This window comes from Pseudomonas sp. P4_D7, assembly GCF_056401755.1.
In genome coordinates this window covers 308039-333301 of the sequence record NZ_JBFUIR010000002.1, presented here as the reverse complement: position 1 = coordinate 333301, position 25263 = coordinate 308039, and the positions used below count along the sequence as shown (strand labels likewise).

Below are 25263 nucleotides of genomic sequence, written 5' to 3'. Positions count from 1 at the left end.
GCAAAAAAATCATCGTTCAAACTTAACGTTCATCAGTCCGGTGCCTGCGCCGACTGATGTGGCAACCCTTCAAGGATGAAGCAATGTCACCCAAACAGCCCGCCAAGGGCAGCATCAAAGTCAAGCCCCCCACCAGCCCGGATGCGCCGCAGCAAGGCAATACCGGGCGAGCGCCACGGACGGGGCCTGAACCGTCCCTGCCTGGCCCCTCTGCAACGCGTCCGGGCGGCACTCACGGCACTGCCAGCCCTGAGGTAACAAGACCGTCTCCCGTCGTCATCACGCACACAGCAACCGCCTCGGTGAAAACGGGCGCAACGGGAGCAAAATCGCTGGAGAGTTACCGTATCCCCGCACCTGACCGTTTGCCCCAGGCCAATACCGAGGGCTTGAGGCTGTACAAGGGCCGCGAATACGTCGATGTCGCGCACGGCAGCATCGTGATGGTCGGGGTCGATCCGCAGACCGGCCTCTACCGCGCCCAACTCGCAGCCGAGCGGGTTGCCAGTGGTCCGCTACTGCTGCGCGACGCCGACAGTGGTCTGTGGCATTCGCTCAAGGACGGTGACGCCGTGACCTTGATTGACACTCACCTGCAGACGTTGCGCACGGATCTCGAAATCACACGCGCCAAGGCCGACAGCGACGGGTTATTGCGCCACGAGGGCCGATTGTACCTGTCCCTGCACACCCACGTTTATCAGGTCATGCACGATGTGAGTGCCTCCACGGCGACACAAAAAGCGTGGCGTATCGTCAACCCGAAAGACCCCGTGGCAACCGATATCGCCAATATCTACCGCGCCAGCCGCAGCGGCGAAACGCGGACTGTGCGGCGCGATGAGGGCAATCGCTGGGTTTATCATTTGCCAGAGCTGAAGAGCGGCATCACGGATGCAGAGGCGGCCGGGTTAAGCATCGACACTTTGAGGCTGATGTATCTGCCTTTTCAGAAGGCACACGCAGAGTTGGAGAACTCGACTGCGCTTCATAACGAGCTCTGGGCTGATATCAAAAAATTGCCGGAGGGCAGTGCAGAGAAAAACCTGAAACTGCTCAACCTTGAGGTGAATCTGCTCAAGCATGTTCACAAGCAAGCAGATTTCGTGGAGTCACTTCTTCTCAACAAGAACTGGCTGATCCGCGCAAAAGCAAAAGGGCTGTTCAAACAAGAATTGCGCACCTTCCGGATAGAACGTGCGGAGTTTCTGAATCGACTCATGGCGACCATGGATCTGAGGTTCAAGCCTACGAGCGCCAAAGTCGACGCCGACAGTTGCAGGAAGATGATCCCCCACCTGAACAAGAAGCTGAGGTTTATCCAAGAGCGGGAAGTGGTGTTGGCAGAAATCAAAAAAGCCGATCCAGGAGCGGAACCGATACTTGAAAAAATCAGACAGCAAGTGCCGTCGGCCGAGCGTATCGACTTCAACAAACTGACGCTCTATATACACCTGTTTGCGGGCGCGCCCGACCATTCGCCCAACGCCACGATGCCCTCGCTTTCCTCGGTTGATCTGGTCACCAGCGACCTGAACAAGATTCCGCAGCACCACCAGCCGATGGCACTGCTCTTGAGCCTTGATCAGATAAGGTCGGACAAGTCTCGATTTGAAGCGCTACTGACCACTGATATCGACACTGCCAGGGCCGAGTACCTGAGGGAAGCCCTCACCTTGATCGACCCACTCGAACAGCGAATCGAAAACAGACTGAGCGACATTCTGGAATCGATTGGTCGCGACCGCGAACTGCCAAACATTGACCACGATATCGATTTCGATTTCCTTCCGCCGCAACCAGACACCTCCGAAAATGCACGCCCCGTGCCGCCCAGAAAAATTTTCCGGATCCGTCAACACGGAACTTATCGGGTAATGGTCGGGGACATGGAAACGACCCAGGATGGCAACATCATCGTCAAGGTCCAGGACCCGTTGCGTCCCGATTCGCCATCCCGCTACGAAAAAAGACAAGGTGAATGGCTGCCAGTGCGCCCGCCCATCACCAGTACACCCAGACCACAGCTGGTCGCCGAGGCTAACCGGTTACTGGCCGACGTCGAACAACACGTTGCCAAGGCCAGGGTGGACGAGGCGAGAAAAACCAATCCGACCGATATTGTCGAAGACCTGAGTAAAGAGACTGAACGACTGAACGAGCAGGCAAGGCGCCTGGAAAGCCATGAAGACGCGGACACCGAAATCCTCGACCTGGCTGCGCGTTTGCGAAGCGCTGGCGGGTCACTGGACGCGCATGGCCAAAGTGTTCTGGTGCGCATGTACAAGAACAGGGAGGTGCTCGACATCATGCGCTTGAACTATCTGATGGATGCCGACGAAGTCAGCGTGAGCAAAACCGTTGATCGCAAGCCATCGGGCAAAGGCAAGGGCAAGTCGTTTCTCGACGTTTATTCGATCACTGATCGCGCCGATGACGCACCGTTATGGGAGGCACACTTCCACTATGACCAGCACAACGCCGCGCCACTGAGTTTCACCACAAGAGGCGGCCACCTCAAAACCCTCGAACAGAGCCGACGCGGTATCGAGTCTCAGCGCCGCGATGAACAGGCTGGCTTGCCGCACGTGGCCATCTGGCGCCAGACCTTCGATGGCAAGACCGCGAGCAAGATTTTTGCACTGGCCAGCGAGGCTGGCGTGCCTTCCAGGCCTGAGTAAAGGACTCAGGGCCATACGATCAATCAGGCAATGACGCCGCCCCTGCCATCAGCTCCCGTTCAGGCGAACTGATGCGCAAACCCGCAAGGATAGAAAGACATGCCCGTTAAATCGCCCCCCAGAGGCAACAATTCCGGCAATCCCCCGGTTCGCCAAAACACTGTGCCAGACGTGGACACCCCGCGCCTCGACCTGCCACCGCGCACACATTTAGAGGTCTCGATACCCGGTGGGCAACCACCACGACCGGGCCGCTTACCAACGCCAGCCGATATCGACGCGATCGAGCCGGCTCCGAGCATCACCATTCATCGACCCGCGTTGCCGATTGAAAATCCGCGTGCGGCTAGCCAGTCCCTGGAACATTACTGGGTGCCTGCGGCCAGCGGTTTGTCGGATCGCAACGCTGACGGTTTGAGAACCCACAAAGGCCGCCAATATGCCGATGTACCTGGCGGCATCGTGCTGGTCGGCAAAGATGCGCAAACAGGACTGTATCGGGCCAGACTGCCCAGCGAATCCAGTCCCTCGGGACCCGTGTTGCTGCGTGATTCCAGCGCGGGACTCTGGCATGAGCTGGAACACTTCGAGCCGATCGGTGTGCCATTGTCGAGCAGCCGCCTGGAAGCTTTCCGCACGCCACTGGATTTCAGCGGCATTCAAAGGGGCAGCGATGGCCTTCACCGGCTCAACGGTAAACTCTATGCGGTGATCGACAACCACAGTTATCAGGTTCTGCACGACACCGACGCCTCGACCCCGTCGACAACGGTGATGCGTATCGTCCGTGCGCAAGATCCGGTGGCCAGCGACAGCACCAATACGTACATCGCTACACGCCCCGGGCGCTCGGAGCCGATCATTTACGATGCTCGCGAAGGCTGGCTGGGAACGGCGGTCGGCGGTGTCGGCGGGATGCTCCGCAACGAGCCAGGCAGCCCCGCGCATCCTGGCCTGCTGCAACGGTTTGCCAGCGCGATCAATCATTTGCGCACGCCAGAGTCCCGCGCTCGAAAGCTCTTCCCGGCCCTCGACAGCGAGGAGATCACCCGGCTTCTGCATTCGCACGGGGATGACGTCCGCGGCTATCTGACCCAACGCGAGGCCAGTTACAGGGCGCTCAAGGCGGATCTCGCTTCCTGGATCAGGAAGACATCCTCGCAGGTCCCCAACGAAGCTGCGCATCCCGCAGTGGAGCGTGCTGTCGAAGAAATAAAACGTTGCTGGAAACGGCAGACGGGAACGACGCTGAAACTTGATTTGGGAGAGGCAATCCTTGCGCCGCTGACGGCTGATTTCAGCCATGTAAGAACTCTGGAGCTGAAAGCGGTCGCCTGGTCGGACACCGCCGATACCTTCCTTGGCAGTTTTCCCAACCTCGAGAAACTGTCGGTGACTCACTCCACCCTGGATAAGTTGCCGCCCGATATCGCGCCGATGACCGTTCTCAAGGCTCTGGAGCTGAGCTCGAACCGAATCCAGCTCAATGAGCAGGCAGCAGTAAAACTGGGCGCACTCAAGCAGCTTGAACACCTCGACCTGTCGAGCAACCCGCTTGGCAGAATCCCGGACTTTCGCGGCATGTCGCAACTTCGGTCATTGAACCTGAGCAACACCGGACTGGATCACTGGCCCAGCGGTTTACGCGATCAGGTGGCACTGGACGTGGTCGACTTGCGCCATAACCAACTGCGCGAAATTCCACAGCCGATCCTTGACCCGTCAAACAATGAACTGCTGGCGATTGCCCGTATCAACTCGGTCACCCTGATTGAAGGCAACCCCTTCCCGACCGGTTACTGGCGAACGCTTGAGGTTTATTGGCGCCGCGTAGTGGCCGACTATCCGGCGATGCGCACGGGCTCCCGCGCAGACGCGTTCAGACTGGATGGCGACATTCCCGAAGTGGCGATGGTGCGGCGTATGTATCCAGACAAGAATCCGCAAGCCGCCAGGGAATATTTGCTCGTCCTGGGGGATGGTGCCGAAGAACAGATCGCGCGACGCATTGCCGGCTTCGAGCTACTGGAAACGCAACTGCAGGCCTACATCGCCGACAGTCAACCCGGACCGGCCCACGCCGTGGGCCCTGAAAGAGTCAACGCTACCCGCCTGGCAAGAATCATCAGAGGCTGCTGGCTGGGCGATTCGGACGGCGAACTGAAACTGCCAGCGCTGTACGGTCCATTACCCCTGCTGACCGTGGATTTCAGTCACATCAAATCCCTCAGTCTCGACTCGGTAATCTGGTCGGACACCGCCAATACGCTTCTGTCCAATTGCCCCAATCTGGAAAGCCTGACCATCGTTAACTCCGGCATCGATAAACTGCCGCAAAAAATCGCCGAGATGGACAAACTCAACTATCTGGATCTGAGTTCAAACCAGATAAAACTGGATGAACAAAGCGCTTTGGCACTCGGTGCATTGCACCAGTTGAAACAGATCGATCTGTCCAACAATCAACTGCGAGCAGTGCCCGACTTCAGCGCCATGTCCGGGTTGCAGGCATTGAACCTGAAAAACACGGGCCTCAGTCAGTGGCCTGCCGGGCTGGTCGACAAAACCGCTTTGAACCACCTGGACCTGCGCGACAATCGCTTGAGCGAGGTTCCCCAGGCCAACCTCAACCCGACACCCGAGACGCTGGCTGTCGTCGCGCGGATCAACAATGTCACGCGCCTTGAAGGCAACGACTTCCCCTCCGCGTACTGGCGAAAATTCGACGGCTACTGGCGACGCCTTAAACAGTCTCACCCCGAGCTGATGGAGCCGGCCCATCCCGCCGTATTCGATAGCGAAGACTCCAGGGCGCAGCGTTATCGAAACCTGTTCCCGAGCAAAACCATCAAGGAGTGCAGGGAGTTCATCTGGAATCATGACAAAGGCACCGTGGCACCACGCTTGCTCGCACTGGAACAAGAATTCGATCTTCTGAAAACCCAGCTCGACGACTGGGTCTTTTCCGGGGGCGGCAACCGCCTGCGTTACGTGCGTGCCAATCAGCTGCAAATCAACGCCACCACCCGTAATGACCGCACTGCAGCGCGGGATCGGATCATCAGTTGCTGGCGCCGCGAGACGGCGCAAAAACATGCTTTCGACGGCACACCGATCGGTCTGGAACTGGACTTGAGCGGCCTGACCTTGCCGACCCTGCCGGATCTGAGCATCGACTTCAGCCATGTGGGTTCACTCAGATTGAGCGGCATGAACCTGACGGAGTCACCGGAAGGCTTCCTCACCCGTTTTCGTCATGTGCGCTGGCTGGACATGTCGAACAATCGCCTCAGGGACTTGCCCCCGGCAGTAGGAGAAATGCACGGGATGACGCGCCTGTTCCTGCAGCACAACCAACTTGAACTCAATGCAGAAACGGCGCGGATACTGGCCGGACGCACAACGCTCAGAGCACTCTGGATCGACAACAATCCCCAGCTCGGTGTGATCCCGGATTTCAGCCTGATCACCGATATGCGCGAGGTCACCTTGGCGAACACCGGCATCACGCAGTGGCCAACCGGGCTGTTTGATCAACCCCTGCTGACCCGGATCGATCTGAGCAACAATCAGATCACCACGATTCCTGACTTTGTCACTGCTCCGCCCCCGGAGCGCTTGGCGCATTCGGTCCAGGTGAACAGTGGCACGTTACTGACGAATAATCCGATTACCGATGAGACGCGGATACAAATGGGCGTCTATCGCAGGCAACTGGACGAAGCCCAAACCGGGCTTCACAACAGATCCAACCTGTTCACAACGTCATTCCCCTTGGCACAACGCCCCAGTGCAAGGGCAGCCGCGGACCCTGCCCCGATCTGGACCACCGGACTACCCGCTGATCAAGCGATCGCCAGAAACACTCAATGGCGCACGTTGCGCGAGCAGCAAGGCTCGGACGGCTTCTTCAACATCCTCGCGAGCCGTGCGCACCATGCCGACTTCCGGCGCCAGGTCTGGGACGTGATCGATGTCATCAGCCAGGACAATCCACAGTCGCGAACCTTGCGTCGAGAACTGTTCGATCGCGCGTGCGAAGCCGGCTGCACTGACCTTGCCGCAGCCACCTTCACCGATCTGCAGGTCCTGGCCATGACTCACAAGGCGCGCATACAGGCCAGGCTGGATATGAACGGCGCCCCCTTGGTGGCGCTGTCCAAAGGATTGTTCCGGCTAAAACAGGTCGACGACATCGCGGCGGCAGAGATCGCTTCAAGCAGGGCAATCATTGACGATCCGGCAACCTCCCGGGAGCTGCGAAACAGCCACAACCTGCGCATACGCGATCCCCATGAAATGACCATGGCCTACCGCTTTGGTCTCAGGGATCGGCTGCAATTGCCGTTTCAGCCACAGACACTCTCGTTTATCGGCATGGCCGGCGTTACCCCGGCAATGCTGGATGCGGCATATCGCAAAGTCTCGACGCTGAATGGTTCGCCTGAAGAGTTTCAGGCATTGGTGTCGATGAATTTCTGGCAGGACTTCATCATTCACAAATACCAGGCGCAATTCGATGCGAGTCGCCAGCCGTTCCAGGATCGCCAGGAAATTCTCGACAGCCAGTCATCACAAAGACTGCTGAGCGAAGCTCAATATAAATCGCAAACCGATGACGTAACGGCGCAATTGGCGATTGTCGAAGCGACATTGATCCAGACGCTGACGCGGCAGGAATTGCAGCCTCGAACAACAATCGAGGCGCCTCCTGCCAACGTCACGCCTGCGCAGGAAACTCCGGGATCGAGTGGCGCGACGTTGTAATCGATACAGCGTCGCAGCAGGCCGATGAACTTCGGCCTGCTGTCACTCGTCGTCGTCGAAGTTGTAACTGCCCGGCGCGAGGTTTTCGAAGCGCGTGTATTTGCCAATAAAGGCCAGACGGATAAAACCGATCGGGCCGTTACGCTGCTTGCCGATGATGATTTCGGCGATGCCTTTGTGCTCGGTTTCCGGGTGATAGACCTCGTCGCGGTACACGAACATGATCACGTCGGCGTCCTGCTCGATCGCTCCGGATTCGCGCAAGTCGGAGTTCACCGGGCGCTTGTTGGGACGCTGTTCGAGGGAACGGTTGAGCTGCGACAGCGCCACCACCGGGCAGTTGAATTCCTTGGCCAGCGCTTTCAGGGATCGCGAGATTTCGGAAATTTCGTTGGTGCGGTTGTCACCGCTGGAACCGGGGATCTGCATCAATTGCAGGTAGTCGATCATGATCAGGCCGACGTCACCGTGTTCACGCACCAGACGTCGGGTCCGCGCACGCATTTCCGACGGACTGATGCCGGCAGTGTCATCGATGAACAGCTTGCGGTCGTTGAGCAGGTTGACCGCCGAAGTCAGGCGCGGCCAGTCATCGTCTTCCAGTTGGCCAGAACGCACCTTGGTCTGGTCGATGCGGCCCAGCGAGGAGAGCATACGCATGATCAGCGATTCGCCTGGCATCTCGAGGGAGTACACCAGAACCGCCTTCTCGCTGCGCAACACGGCGTTTTCCACCAGGTTCATTGCGAAGGTGGTTTTACCCATCGACGGACGGCCGGCGACGATGATCAAGTCGGACGGCTGCAGGCCGCTGGTCTTCTCGTCGAGGTCGGTGTAGCCGGTGGACAGGCCGGTAATGGCGTTGTCGGTGTTGAACAGAGTGTCGATGCGATCAATGGCCTTGGTCAGCAAGTCATTCACACCTACCGGGCCGCCGGTTTTTGGCCGGGCCTCGGCAATCTGGAAGATCTGGCGTTCGGCTTCGTCGAGAATCTCGGCGGCGGTGCGGCCTTCCGGGTTGAAGGCGCTGTCGGCGATTTCGGTGCTGATGCCAATCAACTGGCGCAACGTCGCTCGCTCACGAACGATCTGCGCATAGGCCTTGATGTTGGCGACGGACGGCGTGTTTTTCGCCAGTTCACCGAGGTAACCGAGGCCACCGACCTGCGAGGTCTGGCCTTCCTTGTCCAGTTGTTCAGACAGGGTCACCACGTCGATCGGCATGTTCTGATCGGCCAGTTTGGCGATCGCACGGAAGATCAGACGGTGGTCATGTCGATAGAAATCGCCGTCGGAGACTTGATCGAGCACGCGTTCCCAGGCGTTGTTGTCCAACATCAGACCACCGAGTACAGCCTGTTCGGCCTCGATGGAATGCGGCGGCACCTTCAGGGCAGCGGTTTGCAGATCGTATTGCTCGGGAGCGGAGATATCGTTCATGGCCACTTGTGTAATTTGGAAAAACAGGGAGTTCAGAAAGACAAAGGGCACGACCTGAAAACAGGATCGTGCCCGATGTTAACCGTCTGACGGACAAGCCGCCAGCCGATCAGGTGTTACTTAAGCTGCTACCACGACAACGCGTACGGTGGCTTCAACTTCGGCGTGCAGGTGCACAGCCACGTCGAATTCACCCACGTTGCGGATGGTGCCGTTCGGCAGACGAACTTCGCTTTTCGCAACTTCAACGCCGGAGGCGGTCAGTGCGTCAGCGATGTCGTGAGTACCGATCGAACCGAACAGCTTGCCTTCGTCGCCAGCGGTGGCAGTGATGGTCACTTCCAGCTCGGCCAGTTGGGCAGCACGGCTTTCAGCCGATGCTTTACGGTCTGCGGCAGCTTTTTCCAGCTCAGCACGACGCTCTTCAAACGCAGCCAGGTTGGCAGCAGTTGCAGCGGTAGCTTTGCCGAAAGGCAGCAGGTAGTTACGGCCGTAACCGGCCTTAACGTTTACTTTGTCGCCCAGGTTGCCCAGGTTGGCGATTTTTTCCAGAAGGATCAGTTGCATGTGGAAATCCTCTTAACTTTTAACCTTCACCGTTCGCGTTATCGGTGTCTTTCGACACGTGACGACCGCGAAAATCAATCAGGCTGTCGACAATGGCCAGGACCACGAGCAACGGATAGATCAGCTGCATGAACAACAACAGCGTGACGTACAACCCCACCAGCCAGAAACCGGCCAGTCGCTTCTGCCCGACCAGCCCGTGAATCAGGGCAAGTCCGGCGAACACCAGCGGTACACTGCACAACGGCGTCAACATGGCCATCTGTGCACCGAGATTCGGGCCCAGAAGCATCAACGCCAGCAGCAACATCGCCGGCCCCTGCGGGATCCGGATGGCGCGAAACTCGCGACCAAAACCACCCGGGTTGTACAACAACGCCTGCCAATGCCGCCCGACAATCAGGCTCAGCACGCTGACGATCTGCAACAGCGCCGCAATCAGTCCGGTCAGGACCGGTGCAATCAGGGACGCGAAACGCGCTTGCTCATCGACCGACAATTGCTTGTAGGTTTCACCGAGAAGCGCCGGCATGACCTTTATCAAGGCCTGCGCGAGCATTTCGATCTGGGCCGCAAACGCCGCCCCGAGCACCACTGAAAACACCACTCCAATCACTACGCTGACCAGCAGCGTGCGGACCCAGGATTCACTTGCGCGCAAAACCAACGCAAGCCCCGAAGACCCCAGCAGCACCAGAAGTGCCCGTGGGTCATCGGCATACAGCCACCAGATCAACGCCGGCAGCAGCCCCAGAGACAGAACACCCAGGGCGTCCGTCAGTCCGCGCCGCAGCAGCACAAGGCTCCCCGCGGCAGCACCCAACCAATACAACAACGGCAATGTTGCACATCCGGCCACCACGAGAGTGGCCTGCATACGGCCTCGCATGATGAACTCAGCTAAGGCACGCATGCATTCAATCCTTTGCTACTTGTCGACTGCCCGGTCTCAGCGGCCGTGGCTGTCGGTGTAGGCCAGCAGGGCCAGGAAGCGGGCGCGCTTGATAGCGGTGGCCAGCTGACGCTGATAACGAGCTTTGGTACCAGTGATGCGGCTTGGAACGATTTTGCCGGTCTCGGATACGTAGGCTTTCAGAGTGTTGAGATCTTTGTAGTCGATCTCTTTCACGTCTTCAGCGGTGAAGCGGCAGAATTTACGACGACGGAAGAAACGTGCCATTTGATAGGCTCCTTAATAAGGTCCGTGGATTACTCGTCAGCGTTATCGCTGTTGTCGCTGTCATCACTATCGGTGCCTTCGGCGCCTTCGTGCTCAGGACGGTCGCGACGCTCACGGCGCTCACTGCGGTTTTCTTCAGCCTTGAGCATCTCGGACTGGCCAGTTACGGCTTCGTCGCGACGGATGACCAGGTTACGGATCACTGCATCGTTGTAGCGGAAGTTGTCTTCCAGCTCGGCCAGGGCCTTGCCAGTGCACTCAACGTTCAGCATCACGTAGTGAGCCTTGTGAACATTGTTGATTGCGTAGGCCAGTTGACGACGGCCCCAATCTTCCAGACGGTGGATTTTGCCGCCGTCTTCTTCGATCAGCTTGGTGTAACGCTCAACCATGCCGCCGACTTGCTCGCTTTGATCCGGGTGGACCAAAAAGATGATTTCGTAATGACGCATGAATGCTCCTTACGGGTTGTAGCCTGCCGCTCAAAAACGGTCAGACAAGGAGTGAATGACACTTATGGACTTGCTGGCGCGGGGCACATGCGTGCCTGCCGTCACAGCAAGGGGCGCAATTGTAGAGAAGGGACAGAGGAGGCGCAAGGCAATTGGTGATTATTTGAACAATCACTCAGTTATGCCACACCACAAAACACTGTGGGAGCGAGCTTGCTCGCGAATGCGGTTTGTCAGGCAACATTTACGTCGACTGACACGCCCTCTTCGCGAGCAAGCTCGCTCCCACATTTGAATCGTGTACGACTCAGGATTTCTTGGCAGTAGCCTTGGCTTTTGCACCGCGCTGACGCTGCGCTTCGAACAGGCACACGCCCGTCGCAACCGAGACGTTGAGGCTGCTGACGCTACCGGCCATCGGCAGCTTCACCAGATAGTCGCAGTGCTCGCGGGTCAGGCGACGCATGCCTTTGCCTTCAGCGCCCATGATCAGGATGGTCGGGCCAGTCAGATCCTGGTCGTAGATGCTGACCTCAGCCTCCCCCGCAGTACCGACAATCCACAGACCGCGCTGCTGAAGTTTTTCCAGGGTGCGAGCGAGGTTAGTCACGGCAACCAATGGAATCACTTCCGCCGCGCCGCAAGCGACTTTACGCACGACCGGCGTCAGGGTCGCCGACTTGTCTTTCGGCACGATCACCGCCAGCGCACCGGCCGCATCCGCCGAACGCAGGCAGGCGCCGAGGTTGTGCGGGTCGGTCACACCGTCAAGCACCAGCAACAGCGGCGCACCTTCAGTGCGATCGAGCAGCTCGTCGAGCATGGCTTCGCCCCAGACCTGACTCGGGCTTACTTCCGCGACCACGCCCTGGTGCACGCCTTCAACCCAGGCGTCCATTTCGCGACGCTCGGCCTGGCCGACCTGAACACGGTTTTCGTTGGCCAACTCAACCAGGGTCTGCACGCGCGGATCGTTGCGGCTTTCCGCCAGCCAGATCTGCTTGACGCGTTTCGGGTGGTGACGCAGCAACGCTTCTACCGCGTGAACGCCGTAGATTTTTTCCAACTGACTCATGACTTCGCCTTCGGTTTACGTGCCCCGCCACTTTTGGCTGGAGCGGAGCCCGCTTTTGGCGGCCCCTTACGGTGTTTGCTCGGTTTCGCTGGCTTGCCGCCGGAGGCCTTTTCAGGCGCCGACCGTCCGGTCTTTCCCCCGGACGCCGCTTTACCACCGTTTTTAGCGTCGGAAAGCAGAGCCTTCTTCATTTCACGGCTTTTGCGCAGCTCGGCGTTTTTCGCCACGGCGTCGCTTGGGCGATAGGCTTCTGCCGCTTTTTCCTTGGCCGGACGACGGCTGGCGGATTTAGCCGGAGCCTTTTCTTCCGCAACCTTGGCCGCCGGAGCAGCGGTTTCAGCGCCACGTTTTTTGCGACCGATCGGTGCGCTGATGGTTTTTTCGGCCATCTCGAAGTCGATCTTGCGCTCGTCGAGGTCAACGCGCATGACGCGCACTTCAACGGTATCGCCAAGACGGAAGCTGCGACCGGTGCGCTCGCCCGCCAGGCGGTGATGCACAGGATCGAAGTGGTAGTAATCGCCCGGCAGCGCCGTGACGTGGACCAGACCTTCGACGTAGATATCGGTCAGCTCAACGAACAGGCCAAAACCGGTTACCGCTGTGATCACACCCGGGAACGACTCGCCCACGCGATCCTTCATGAACTCGCACTTGAGCCAGTTGACCACGTCGCGGGTCGCTTCGTCGGCACGGCGTTCGCTCATCGAGCACTGCTCGCCGAGCTGCTCCAGCGCCGCCTCGTCGTACGGATAGATGCGCGCCTTCGGAATGGTCATTGCCCCGGCACGGCGAACGTGCGGAGTGTCCTGCTTCGAATGGATCACGCTGCGGATCGCGCGGTGCGTCAGCAGGTCCGGGTAACGACGGATCGGCGAAGTGAAGTGGGTATAGGCTTCATAATTCAGGCCGAAGTGGCCCTGGTTGTCAGCGCTGTACACCGCTTGACTCAGCGAACGCAGCATCACCGTCTGGATCAGATGGAAATCCGGACGATCCTTGATGCTCGCCAGCAGCGCCTGATAGTCCTTCGGCGACGGGCCGTCCTTGCCTTTGTGCAGGGACAGGCCGAGCTCGCCAAGGAAGGCACGCAGTTTTTCCAGACGCTCCGGTGGCGGGCCGTCGTGGACACGGTACAACGCAGGGATTTCGTGCTTCTTGAGGAATTCGGCGGTGGCCACGTTGGCCGCCAGCATGCATTCCTCGATCAGCTTGTGCGCGTCGTTACGGGTGGTCGGACGGATTTCGGCAATCTTGCGCTCGGAACCGAAGATGATCCGGGTTTCCTGGGTCTCGAAATCGATCGCGCCGCGCACGTGACGGGCAGCCAGCAACACTTTGTACAGCGAATAAAGCTGCTTGAGGTGCGGCACGACGTCGGTGTACTCACCACGCAGTTTGCGTGCTTCGGCCACTTTCGGCGTTTCCAGCATCGCGCTGACTTTGTTGTAGGTCAGACGCGCGTGGGAATGAATCACCGCTTCATAGAAGCAGTAGTCGGTCATTTCGCCGGACTTGGAGATGGTCATCTCGCAGACCATGGCCAGACGATCGACGTGCGGATTCAGCGAGCACAGGCCGTTGGACAGCTGCTCAGGCAGCATTGGCACCACGCGCTCAGGGAAGTACACCGAGTTGCCGCGCACCTGCGCTTCGTTGTCCAGGGCCGAGCCGATCTTCACGTAGCTGGAAACGTCAGCAATCGCCACGTACAACTTCCAGCCGCCGGAGAACAGGCGCAGCTTGCCCGGCTTGGCTTCGCAATAAACAGCATCGTCGAAGTCGCGGGCATCTTCACCGTCAATGGTGACGAACGGCAAATGGCGCAGGTCGACGCGCTTCTCTTTGTCTTTTTCTTCGACTTCCGGCTTGAGCTTGGCCGCTTCTTTCAGAACGGCTTCGGGCCAGACGTGCGGAATGTCGTAGGTGCGCAGAGCGACATCGATTTCCATGCCCGGCGCCATATAGTTGCCGACCACTTCAACCACGTCGCCTTGCGGCTGGAAGCGCGGCGTCGGCCAGTGGGTGATTTTCACCTCGACGAACTGACCGATCTGCGCGTTGGCGTTGCGACCCGGGGTGACCAGCACTTCCTGCTGGATCTTCGGGTTGTCCGCGACGACGAAGCCGATGCCGCCTTCTTCAAAGTAGCGACCGACGATGGTTTCGTGAGCACGCGAGACCACTTCAACGATCACGCCTTCGCGGCGACCGCGACGGTCGAGACCGGACACACGCGCCAGCGCACGGTCGCCATCGAACACCAGACGCATTTGCGCGGGGCTCATGAACAGGTCGTCGCTGCCGTCGTCCGGCACCAGGAAGCCGAAACCGTCACGGTGACCGCTGATGCGACCGAGGATCAGGTCGAGTTTGTCGACCGGCGCATAAGTGCCGCGGCGGGTGTAGATCAGTTGGGCGTCGCGCTCCATGGCGCGAAGGCGGCGGCGCAGGGCTTCGATCTGGTCTTCTGTGGTCAGACCAAACTCTTCCACCAGTTGCTCGCGGGCAGCCGGCGAGCCCCGATCGGCGAGATGCGCCAGGATCAGTTCGCGGCTAGGAATAGGGTTTTCATATTTTTCCGCTTCACGAGCGGCCTCGGGATCGAGGGACTGCCAATCGGCCATTAGAGAGTTTTCACCTTGTCTATATGCGGGTTAGTTTGGCATAGGCGCCATGAAACGGGAAATTTCCGACTATATAAGGCCCTTATGAGGGTCTGTATCGTCGCTTGAAAGCCGTTTTGAACACCGCCGGTAAAAAAAATCATATTTTTTGCTGACAGGGGTTTACAGTTAAAAAGACGCTCCGTATAGTGCGCGCCATCGACGACGCACAAGCGTTAACGATACTGCCCAGATGGTGAAATTGGTAGACACGCCAGCTTCAGGTGCTGGTGACCTTACGGTCGTGGAAGTTCGAGTCTTCTTCTGGGCACCAATTTCGAGTTTGAGACTAGATCAGTTTCAAGGCTCACACAAAACCCGCGAAAGCGGGTTTTTTGCATTCTAAGCCCGGCTTTTCTTAAAACTGATTTATTAAAATTAAATCAGGGGTTTACAGATCAAAACGCGCTCCGTATAGTGCGCCACATCAACAGCGGCAACGCTAGCGATGATTGCCCAGATGGTGAAATTGGTAGACACGCCAGCTTCAGGTGCTGGTGACCTTACGGTCGTGGAAGTTCGAGTCTTCTTCTGGGCACCAATTCAAATTCAAGGTTACGACCTTGGATTTCACAAAAACCCGCGAAAGCGGGTTTTTGCGTTTCTGGCTTCCCGAAACCCCATCACCATCGCACCTATCAAAACGCCAGCCCCACCGCAAGGCGCACTTGAGAAACAATATCGTTTATCATTGTTGCAAGTTTTTGCAATGCGACAGTGAGGAACCCCGCGAATGAAGTTTCGAAATACCCTGCGCCGAGGCCTGACCTTCACCTTCCTCGGCCTGGCGCTCGCCACTCCCCTCACCCAGGCTGCCGATGCGGTTTCCCTGACTCTCTATAACGGCCAGCACAAGGAAGTCGGCGACGCGATCGCCAAAGCCTTCGAAGCCAAGACCGGCATTCACGTCAACGTGCGCAAAGGCAGCAGCAATCAGCTCGCCAGCCAGATCATCGAAGAAGGCGACCGCTCCCCTGCCGACGTGATCTACACCGAAGAATCGCCACCGTTGAACAATCTCGGCGAACAAGGCCTGCTGGCCAAGACCGATGACGCCACTTTGGCCGTGCTGCCGGAAAAATACGTCGCAGCTAACGGCACCTGGATTGGCGTGACGGCACGCGTTCGCGTGGTCGCTTACAACCCGAAACTGGTCGACGAAAAAGACCTGCCAAAATCAGTCCTGGATTTTGCCGATCCACAGTGGCAAGGCAAAGTCGGCTTCGTGCCAACCAGCGGCGCGTTTCAGGAACAAGCCGTGGCCATCATCAAAATGCACGGTCGCGAGGCCGCCGAAGAGTGGCTGACCGGCCTGCGCGCCTTCGGCAAGACCTACAGCAACAACATGGTTGCGCTCAAAGCCGTGGAAAACGGTGAAGTCGCCACCGTGCTGGTGAACAACTACTACTGGTTCGCCCTGCAGCGCGAGAAAGGCAAACTCGACTCGAAACTGCATTACTTCACCGGTGGCGACGTCGGTGGCTTGATCACCGTGTCGAGCGCTGCCGTGTTGAAATCCAGCAAACATCCAAAAGAAGCCCAGCAATTCCTCGCCTATATGGCCAGCGAAGAAGGTCAGCGCGTGATCACCCAGACCACCGCCGAATACCCGCTGCACAAAGGTATGGAATCGGATCGCGGGCTCAAGCCGTTCAGCGAACTGGAAGCGCCGAACGTGACCCCGGCCGATCTGGGCAATGCCGAAGAAGCGCTGGAGCTGGAACGCGAAGTTGGCTTGAACTGATGACCGCATCGTTATCCGCCCCCGCCGCGCGCGGGGGTTACGTACCAAAGCGCAAGCGGCCATCAATCTGGCTGGTGCTGCCGGTGTTGTTACTGGTAGTGCTGAGCCTGTTGCCGCTGGCCTATGTCGGGCTCAAGGCCTGGCAGGCCGGCTGGGCCGAGGCGTTGCACTTGTTGTGGCGCCCGTATGTGTTCGGCCTGTTGCGCAACACGTTGGCGTTGATGGTTGGCGTAACCCTCTCCTGCGGCGTGATTGGTCTGTCGCTGGCCTGGCTGCTGGAACGCAGCAATTTGCCAGGGCGTCGCCTATGGGGCGTGATCCTGTGCCTGCCGTTCGCGGTGCCGGCGTTTGTCAGCAGCTTCACCTGGGTTTCGCTGAGCGCGCAGTTCGAAGGGCTTGGCGGGGCGATTCTGGTGATGAGCCTGTCGAAGTATCCGTTGATCTTCCTGCCGGTGGCGGCAACTCTGCGCAATCTCGACCCCTCCCTTGAAGAGTCGGCGCGCACCCTTGGGCAGAATCGCTGGGGCGTATTTTTCCGCGTGACCCTGCCGCTGCTCTGGCCTTCGCTATTGGCCGGCTCGCTATTGATTGCCTTGCACATGCTGGTGGAGTTCGGCGCACTGTCGATCATCGGCCTGCAAACCTTCACCACGGCGATCTATCAGCAATTCGAACTGGAGTTCAGTAACGCCAACGCGGCGATGCTTTCCGCCGTGCTGCTGGCGCTGTGCCTGGTGTTGTTGTGGCTGGAGCTGCGCGTACGCGGCAAAGCTCGGCATGTGCGCACCGGACAAGGTGCCGCGCGCCAAGCTGAACAGGTTCGGCTAGGACCATGGGCTACGGTCGGTCAGCTGTATTGCCTGATGCTGGCAATTGTCGGCAGCGGGATTCCGCTGGGGATGTTGGCGTATTGGCTGGCGGTCGGTTCATCCGCAGCATTCCCGGTAGCAGCGATCACTGAAGCCCTGCTTTCTTCTCTGGCACTTTCTCTTGGCGGAGCTGCGCTGTGTCTGGTGCTGGCCGTGCCGGTCGGCTTGTTGGTGGTGCGTTACAAAGGTCAACTGGCGATCTGGGCCGAGCGCTTGCCGTATCTGCTGCATGCGCTGCCGGGCCTGGTGATTGCGCTGACGCTGGTGTATTTCGCCCTGCACTACGTGCCGGCGCTGTACCAGACTTCGGGGTTGCTGCTGATCGCTTATGCGCTGCTGTTTCTGCCATTGGCGCAGGCGCCGATTCGCACGGCACTGAACAAGGCGGCACCGCAACTGGAAGAGGCTGCGCGAACGCTGGGCGCCTCGTCGTTCACGGCGTTTTGCCGAGTGACGTTGCCGATCATCTTCCCGGCATTGGGCGCGGCGTTTGCGCTGGTGTTTCTGGATGCGATGAAGGAATTGACGGCGACGTTGCTACTGAGTCCGACCGGGCTCAATACGCTGGCAACGGAAGTGTGGGCGCATACTGCAAATGTCGAATTTGCGGCGGCGGCGCCTTATGCGGCGTTGTTGATTTTGGTGTCGGGGCTGCCGGTTTATTTACTGACGACCCGGATGTATCTGAGCCGCTGATACTGCTTTCGCGAGCAGACTCGCTCCCACATGTTGACCGAGTTCCATCAGAGGAACGCGATCTAATGTGGGAGCGAGCCTGCTCGCGAAGAGGCCCGCCCAGACAACCTCAAGCCCTGAACTGCCCCAGACTAGCCTTGAGCTGCGCTGCCAAACCATCCAGCACCTTGCCACTCGCAGTGGTCTCCACCACCGCCTGCGCCGCTTTCTCGGCCTGCGCATGAATTGTCTCGACGCGCCCACGCACAGCCTGCGCACCCTGCGCCTGATGCGCAGCAGCCTGCGTTGCCAAGCCAATCGCCGCATGCACCTGCTCGACCGAGACCTGTACCGACTGCTGCAAGCGCGCACTGTCACGCAACACCAGTAAACCTTCGCTGGCCTGACGCCCGGCCTGGCCGATCGCTTCGACCGCCTCACGAGCGCCCTGCTGCAATGCCACGATGTGCGCCTGAATATCGCCGGTGGAGCTTTGCGTCTTGCTCGCCAACGCACGCACCTCGTCGGCAACAACGGCGAATCCACGCCCGGTCTCGCCAGCACGTGCCGCTTCAATCGCCGCGTTGAGAGCCAGCAGATTGGTCTGCTCGGCAATCCCGTGAATCACCGTCAGCACCACCTCAATCTGCTCACTCTGCTGAGCCAGCCGCTCGATGACTTTCGCGCCGGTATCGACTTGCCCCGCCAGCGCCTCGATCAGGCTGCCGACCTTGGCGGACGTCCGGGTGTTTTCGTCGGTGGCCTGGCGAATATCCACAACCTGTTTCAAAGCCGCTTGCATCGCATAGCTTTCCGACTGCGCCTCATCAGCCATTTGCGACAGCGCGCGCAGACTCTCCGCCACTTCATCACGCTGCATGCCCGCCGCCGCATCGGCACCGGCATTGCGCAGCGTCATTGCGCCGATTTCGACGCCGGTACGCTGCGCGACATCGCCCGCTTCGCGCACGATTGGCTGCAACTTATCCACAAAGCGGTTGACCGCCGAGGCCATGTCGCCGATTTCGTCTTTGCTGTTGATCTGCACACGCTTGGTCAGGTCGCCCTCGCCCGCCGCCAGGTCATCCATCGCAGCGTTGAGCATTTTCAGGCGATTGACCACGCGATGGCCGAGCACCACGGCCAGTAACAGCAGCACGCCAAAACCGACCAACGCCAGGCCCATGCCGATCCGCCAACGCAGGGTGGCTGCCGCTTCTTGAACAGTATTGGCGGTATTGGCTTTCATCTCGACAGCGGTTGACTGCGCCGATTGCAGGCGCGCCTGCATGGCATTGGCACTGTCCGCTGCAGCGCCCTTGAGGCTGTCGCCGACCAGTTGATCACTGCTCGCGATCAGCGCTGAGAAGCGCTTGTCCAGTGCCGCCAGATCGGTTTCCACCGACGCCGTGGAAACGCCCATCAGCACCTTGCCGATTTCCACGCCATTGGGATTGATCGAGGCTTCAAGGTAGTAAACCGATGGATCGTTTTTCGCCGCATCCAGCACTTTATCCAGTGCACGCTCGCCCTGGCCCTTTTCCAGCAAGGCCTTGTTGATCGGGTTTTCGCGATTGAGATAGCGGGTCAGGTGCTGGCCGGTGGCGTCGTCGTAGACCACGAACAACACATTGGGATTGCGCTGGGCACGGCGGGCGAACTCGGACAGGGTCGGTACGTCGCTGTCCCACATGGCACGCGGGGCTACAGAGGCCAGTAACTGCGCCATGTCATTGGCCGAATCTTTCAGATCCTTTTCCAGCGTCGCACGCAGTTGCGCCTGCTCTTCTTTCAGGCGCGAAGACAGGCCGGCGGTAAGCCGCTGACGAGTACTGGCGGACAAGGCATCGAGGCTCGAGGTGACTTCACGCCCGGCCTGCTCCAGTTCACCGGAGAGCTTCTGGCTGTCGGCGCCGAGGCGCACCGCCAAGTCAGCTTCCAGCGCCGTGACGGTGCTCCGCGTCAGGGCAACGGCCACCAACACTTGCACCAAAAGGGCGATACCAAGGGTAACGAACACGGGGCGCAACAAACGGCTTTGTAACAGTGAGAGAACGGCCGACACTGTGAATACCTCTACTTCTGACGCCATTAATTTGATGGCACTCTTGTAGACAGATTCACAGCAAAGGTCATGCCGTCCAACAGGCATAAACGACAAAGGCCCCGATGAAGGGGCCTTTGTGTTTTTACATCAACGACTTATCAAGCAAACGGATGACGCAGAACGATGGTTTCGTTGCGGTCCGGGCCCGTCGAAATAATGTCGATCGGCGCGCCGATCAACTCTTCAACGCGTTTGATGTAGGCGCGAGCGTTAGCTGGCAGCTCTTCCAGGGTCTTGGCGCCCACGGTCGATTCGGTCCAGCCCGGCACTTCTTCGTACACAGGCTGCAGGCCTACGTAGCTGTCAGCGTCGGTCGGAGCAACGGCATTGCCTTCGGCGTCTTTATAGCCAACGCAGATGTTGATGGTTTCCAGACCGTCGAGTACGTCCAGCTTGGTCAGGCAGATACCCGAAATGCTGTTCACATCGATAGCGCGACGCAGGATAACGGCGTCGAACCAGCCACAACGACGGGCACGGCCGGTGGTCGCACCGAACTCGTGACCTTGCTTGGCCAGGTGAGCGCCGACGTCGTCGAACAGCTCAGTCGGGAATGGACCCGAACCGACACGAGTGGTGTAAGCCTTGGTGATGCCCAGGATGTAGTCGAGGAACATCGGGCCAACGCCGGAACCAGTCGCTACGCCACCGGCAGTGGTGTTGGAACTGGTCACGTACGGGTAGGTACCGTGGTCGATGTCGAGCAACGAACCCTGAGCGCCTTCGAACATGATGTCTTTGCCGGCGCGACGCAGGTCGTGCAACTCGGCAGTGACGTCGAGCATCAGCGGCTTCAGAAGCTCAGCGTACTCCTTGCACTCGGCCAGGGTTTTCTCGAACTCGATGGCTGGCTCTTTGTAGTAACCGACCAGCATGAAGTTGTGGTAATCCACCAGTTCACGCAGCTTGTCTTCGAAGCGCGGCATGTTCAGCAGGTCGCCAACACGCAGGCCACGACGAGCAACCTTGTCTTCGTAAGCCGGGCCGATGCCGCGACCGGTGGTACCGATCTTCAGCTCGCCACGGGCCTTTTCACGGGCCTGGTCCAGCGCCACATGGAAGGACAGGATCAGCGGGCAGGACGGGCTGATACGCAGACGCTCACGCACCGGTACGCCTTTCTCTTCCAGCTTGGTGATCTCGCGCAGCAGGGCGTCAGGTGCAACCACCACGCCGTTGCCGATCAGGCACTGCACGCCTTCGCGCAGCACGCCCGACGGGATCAGGTGCAGGACGGTTTTCTCGCCGTCGATCACCAGTGTGTGGCCAGCGTTGTGGCCACCTTGGTAGCGCACTACGGCGGCAGCATGTTCGGTCAGCAGATCAACGATCTTGCCTTTGCCCTCATCACCCCATTGGGTGCCCAGGACTACGACATTCTTACCCATAACACTTGTCCTCATTCGCGCAAACTTGGTGCCGGCGATGGCCGGCAGGAAAACTCAAGAAGCCAGTGGCGATACTTGCCAAAGCCCGTTCTGCTGAATCAATTGCCGGTCGCAGTCCGCATCACGGGCGGCGGCCAAAGGTTGCCCAGGCAAAGCCTGAACGACACGCTGACCCTCACTGCGCAACTGGCAAACCTGCTGCCAGAGTGCCGCATCCGTACTGTCAGGCATCCAGATACCGCCAGACGGTAGCTCGATCTCAGCACGCCCCAGGGTCACCAGGGTTTTCAAATCGGTGGAGAAGCCTGTCGCTGGACGGGCGCGGCCAAAATCCGCGCCGATGTCGTCGTAGCGACCGCCCTGAGCGATGGACTGGCCAACGCCCGGCACGAACACCGCGAACACCACACCGGTGTGGTAGTGGTAGCCACGCAGCTCGCCCAGGTCGAAGTACAACGGCAGGTCCGGGAAACGCGCCGAGAGGCGCTCGGCGATCGCCAGCAAATCTTCCAGTGCTGCCAGAACCGGCGCCGGCGCATTGGCCAGTCGTTCGCGGGCAGCGCTCAACACTTCACGCCCGCCACACAGATCAACCAGCGCACGCAGCATGCCGGACAAGTCGGCCGGCAAGCCTTCGGTCAAGGTAATGACCTCGTCGATGGCTTTGCGTTGCAGCGCATCGAACAACTGCTGTTCGACTTCACCGGACAGACCGGCGGCACGCGCCAGACCACGATAGATGCCGACATGACCAAGGTCCATGTGCACATCCGGCACATCGGCCAGTTGCAGCATGGCCAGCATCAGGCTGATCACTTCAACGTCGCTGCTCGGGCTGGCGTCGCCGTACAACTCGGCGCCCAACTGGATCGGGCTTCGCGAGGACGACAGTGCACGTGGCTGGGCATGCAGCACACTGCCGGCGTAGCACAGACGGCTCGGACCTTCGCGACGCAGGGTGTGCGCATCGATACGCGCCACTTGCGGCGTGATGTCGGCACGGAAACCCATCTGCCGGCCCGATTGCGGGTCGATGACCTTGAAGGTACGCAGATCCAGATCCTGGCCCGCGCCGGTCAGCAGGGATTCCAGGTACTCGATATGGGGAGTCACGACAAACTCGTAACCCCAGCTCTGGAACAGATCCAACACCTGACGACGCGCGACTTCAATGCGCGCCGCTTCCGGTGGCAGTACTTCTTCGATGCCATCTGGCAGCAGCCAGCGGTCTACCGTTGCCATTACGCCATTCCCCTTTGATCCGGGCGGCCAGCCTGCGGGCGAGCCTTGAGTGAAGCAGAAAATGACCGAACCGTTCAAAACGCACGCGCATGAACGACGCGGCGAAAGGCCTGTTACCGGCTTCGCCCATCACTTTCCTCGAAATACTCTCGGGCCATTCAACCCGATGCCTGCAACAAAAAACAGCAATCAAACGTGCAGACGCAAAAAAGCCGGGAATTTCCCGGCTGCCGCATCATACACACGTTTTCCCAAAGGATCACCCCGCCCGAGGTTTTAGCCGCCGGGCGGAATGATTCAGGTCAACGGCGTATCAAGGCTTGGCCTTTTCCAGGTAGTGGAAAAAGTCGCTGCTTGGGTCGAGGACCAATACGTCGGATTTGTTCGCGAAACTTTCACGGTAGGCGCGCAGGCTACGATAGAAACTGTAGAACTCCTGATCCTGACCGTAGGCCTTGGAGTAGATCGCAGCGGCCTGGGCATCACCATCACCGCGAACCTCTTCGGACTCACGATAGGCTTCAGCCAGGAGCACGCGGCGTTGACGATCGGCGTCGGCACGGATGCCTTCAGCCAGCTCGTTACCCTTGGCGCGGTGCTCGCGAGCTTCACGCTCACGCTCGGTGCTCATACGTTCGAACACACTGCGGTTTACTTCTTTCGGCAGATCGATGGCCTTGACCCGGACATCGACAACTTCGATACCCAGCTCTTTTTCCGCCATTTTGTTCAGCGAAGCAGTGATGTCAGCCATCAGTGCGTCACGCTCACCCGACACCACCTCGTGCAGGGTGCGCTTACCGAACTGGTCACGCAGACCGGATTCCAGACGACGGGACAGGCGCTCGTCGGCGATTTGCTTGAGGCCGGAAGTTGCGGTGTAGAAGCGCTCGGCATCCTTCACGCGCCACTTGGCATAGGCATCGACCATCACGGCTTTCTTTTCCAGGGTCAGGAAGCGCTGTGTCGGTGCATCCAGCGTCATCAGACGTGCGTCGAATTTACGCACCTGGTTAACGTAAGGCACTTTCACATGCAGGCCTGGCTGAACATCGGCCTGAACCACGCGACCGAATTGCAGCAGCACCGCACGCTCGGTCTGAGCCACGATGTAGAAGCAGTTCCAGCCCACCAGTACCACAACAACGCCAACGATCAGGGCGATCAGCGATTTATTGCTCATCAGCGGGTCTCCCTTGTGCGCGACTGCGGCAGGTCAGTGACATGCGGCGTGACGTCCGTGTTGTTGCTGGCGGCAGCCGAACCGGTGACCGGTGCATTGCTGCCCGAACTGTTCTGAATCATTTTGTCCAACGGCAGGTAAAGCAGGTTGCTCTGGCCGTTCTTGTTGCCGGTCACGAGTACCTTGCTGGTATTGCTGAAGACTTCCTGCATGGTGTCCAGGTACAGACGCTGGCGGGTAACCTCAGGTGCCTTGCGGTACTCGGCGACCAGCTTGGTAAAGCGATCGGCCTCACCCTTGGCGCGCGAGACCGTTTCGTCGCGATAACCGTTGGCATCCTCGAGGATGCGCTGGGCCTGACCACGGGCTTCCGGCACGACGCCGTTGGCGTAGGTTTCAGCCTGGTTGCGCGAACGCTGCTCGTCTTCACGGGCGCGGATCACGTCATCGAAGGCTTCCTGCACTTCACGCGGTGCCGCTGCGCTCTGTACGTTGACCTGAGTGACGGTGATACCGGTGCGATAGGTATCGAGGAAGCGTTGCAGACGCTCCTTGATTTCGCTGGCCATCAATTCACGACCTTCGGTCAGCACCTGGTCCATGGCGGTGGAACCCACCACGTGGCGCAAGGCACTGTCAGTCGCATGCTGCAGACTGATTTCCGGCTGATCGACGTTCAGCACGAAGTCCTGCAGGTTGCTGATCTTGTACTGCACGGTCAGCGGCACTTCGACGATGTTCTCGTCTTCGGTCAGCATCTGGCCCTGCTTGGTGTACGCACGCTCACGCGTGACGTTTTCCATGTACTTTTTATCGATCGGCGGGAAGTAGATATTCAGGCCCGGGCCAACGGTCTCGTAGTACTTGCCAAAGCGCAGCACCACGGCCTGCTCCTGCTCGTCCACCACATAGACCGCGCTGTACAGCCAGACAGCCGCCAGCACGACGAGGCCGATGCCGAGCAGACCGCCGAAGCCGCCACCGCTCCTGCCCGAACCACCGCCGTCATCACCACCGCGTTTCTTACCACCACCGAACAACCCGTTCAGGCTTTCCTGCAGCTTTCGGAAGGCCTCGTCGAGATCCGGTGGCCCCTTGCGGTCGCCGTTATTGCGGCGTTTGCCACCCCAAGGATCCTGATTATTCGAGTTGCCACCCGGCTCATTCCAAGCCATAGCGCTCTCCATCTGATAAAGCAAAGACGCACCCACGGCGCGCCGACCAATG

At 59.2% G+C, this 25263-nt stretch carries 16 protein-coding genes and 2 tRNA genes; 6 read left to right on the top strand and 12 right to left on the bottom strand.

The genetic code is table 11. The features are described from left to right. The first annotated feature begins 83 nt into the window (after window positions 1-83). Window positions 84-2681 (top strand): hypothetical protein, encoded by a 2598-nt coding sequence (locus AC1DVF_RS02800; protein ID WP_477781961.1) that lies wholly within the window; start codon window positions 84-86, stop codon window positions 2679-2681. Between the two features lie 171 nt (window positions 2682-2852). Further along, window positions 2853-7448 (top strand): NEL-type E3 ubiquitin ligase domain-containing protein, encoded by a 4596-nt coding sequence (locus AC1DVF_RS02795; RefSeq protein WP_477781960.1) that lies wholly within the window; start codon window positions 2853-2855, stop codon window positions 7446-7448. Window positions 7449-7490: 42 nt separating this feature from the next. Here the strand turns inward: AC1DVF_RS02795 and dnaB are convergent, their stop codons facing one another. From dnaB to rnr, 7 genes are all read right to left on the bottom strand, one after another. Further along, a complete protein-coding gene (gene dnaB, locus AC1DVF_RS02790) occupies window positions 7491-8888 on the bottom strand; it encodes a replicative DNA helicase (protein WP_007915846.1) in 1398 nt (465 codons plus the stop codon). Window positions 8889-9008: 120 nt separating this feature from the next. Beyond that, on the bottom strand, window positions 9009-9455 hold the full coding sequence (rplI, locus tag AC1DVF_RS02785; RefSeq protein WP_003186385.1) for a 50S ribosomal protein L9: 447 nt from the start codon (window positions 9453-9455) through the stop codon (window positions 9009-9011). Between the two features lie 19 nt (window positions 9456-9474). Then, the gene (locus tag AC1DVF_RS02780) at window positions 9475-10368 is read right to left on the bottom strand and encodes a hypothetical protein (RefSeq protein ID WP_477781959.1); all 894 of its coding nucleotides are present in this window, start codon (window positions 10366-10368) and stop codon (window positions 9475-9477) included. A gap of 36 nt (window positions 10369-10404) precedes the next feature. Further along, window positions 10405-10635, bottom strand: a complete 231-nt coding sequence (rpsR, locus tag AC1DVF_RS02775; protein ID WP_002551829.1) for a 30S ribosomal protein S18 — start codon at window positions 10633-10635, stop codon at window positions 10405-10407. A gap of 29 nt (window positions 10636-10664) precedes the next feature. After that, the gene (rpsF, locus tag AC1DVF_RS02770) at window positions 10665-11087 is read right to left on the bottom strand and encodes a 30S ribosomal protein S6 (RefSeq protein WP_016771938.1); all 423 of its coding nucleotides are present in this window, start codon (window positions 11085-11087) and stop codon (window positions 10665-10667) included. A 307-nt stretch (window positions 11088-11394) separates the two neighbouring features. Further along, the gene (rlmB, locus tag AC1DVF_RS02765; protein WP_095047304.1) at window positions 11395-12162 is read right to left on the bottom strand and encodes a 23S rRNA (guanosine(2251)-2'-O)-methyltransferase RlmB; all 768 of its coding nucleotides are present in this window, start codon (window positions 12160-12162) and stop codon (window positions 11395-11397) included. After that, a complete protein-coding gene (gene rnr / locus AC1DVF_RS02760) occupies window positions 12159-14789 on the bottom strand; it encodes a ribonuclease R (protein ID WP_093430184.1) in 2631 nt (876 codons plus the stop codon). Before rnr ends, rlmB begins: the two co-directional genes overlap by 4 nt. Window positions 14790-15015: 226 nt before the next feature. Here rnr and AC1DVF_RS02755 point away from each other — a divergent pair. The 4 genes from AC1DVF_RS02755 to AC1DVF_RS02740 all read left to right on the top strand — a co-directional run bounded on the left by AC1DVF_RS02755 (window position 15016) and on the right by AC1DVF_RS02740 (window position 18137). Beyond that, window positions 15016-15102: transfer RNA gene (locus AC1DVF_RS02755), tRNA-Leu, on the top strand. 180 nt (window positions 15103-15282) lie between these two features. Beyond that, window positions 15283-15369 (top strand) — tRNA-Leu (locus AC1DVF_RS02750). A gap of 192 nt (window positions 15370-15561) precedes the next feature. Next, on the top strand, window positions 15562-16572 hold the full coding sequence (locus tag AC1DVF_RS02745) for an iron ABC transporter substrate-binding protein (protein ID WP_477781958.1): 1011 nt from the start codon (window positions 15562-15564) through the stop codon (window positions 16570-16572). Next, entirely contained in the window at window positions 16572-18137 is a 1566-nt protein-coding gene (locus tag AC1DVF_RS02740) for an ABC transporter permease (RefSeq protein ID WP_093430182.1), read from the top strand. Before AC1DVF_RS02745 ends, AC1DVF_RS02740 begins: the two co-directional genes overlap by 1 nt. Window positions 18138-18246: 109 nt before the next feature. Here the strand turns inward: AC1DVF_RS02740 and AC1DVF_RS02735 are convergent, their stop codons facing one another. The 5 genes from AC1DVF_RS02735 to hflK form a co-directional block, all read right to left on the bottom strand. Further along, a complete protein-coding gene (locus AC1DVF_RS02735) occupies window positions 18247-20181 on the bottom strand; it encodes a methyl-accepting chemotaxis protein (protein ID WP_477781957.1) in 1935 nt (644 codons plus the stop codon). A gap of 140 nt (window positions 20182-20321) precedes the next feature. After that, window positions 20322-21611 (bottom strand): adenylosuccinate synthase, encoded by a 1290-nt coding sequence (locus AC1DVF_RS02730; protein ID WP_007915835.1) that lies wholly within the window; start codon window positions 21609-21611, stop codon window positions 20322-20324. A gap of 54 nt (window positions 21612-21665) precedes the next feature. Further along, window positions 21666-22853, bottom strand: a complete 1188-nt coding sequence (locus AC1DVF_RS02725; protein ID WP_038360371.1) for an ATP phosphoribosyltransferase regulatory subunit — start codon at window positions 22851-22853, stop codon at window positions 21666-21668. Window positions 22854-23166: 313 nt separating this feature from the next. Continuing rightward, window positions 23167-24036: a protease modulator HflC gene (hflC, locus tag AC1DVF_RS02720; protein WP_016984784.1), complete on the bottom strand. Its 870-nt coding sequence runs from the start codon at window positions 24034-24036 to the stop codon at window positions 23167-23169. Continuing rightward, window positions 24036-25211, bottom strand: a complete 1176-nt coding sequence (gene hflK, locus AC1DVF_RS02715) for an FtsH protease activity modulator HflK (protein WP_016984785.1) — start codon at window positions 25209-25211, stop codon at window positions 24036-24038. Before hflK ends, hflC begins: the two co-directional genes overlap by 1 nt. Window positions 25212-25263 lie beyond the last annotated feature (52 nt).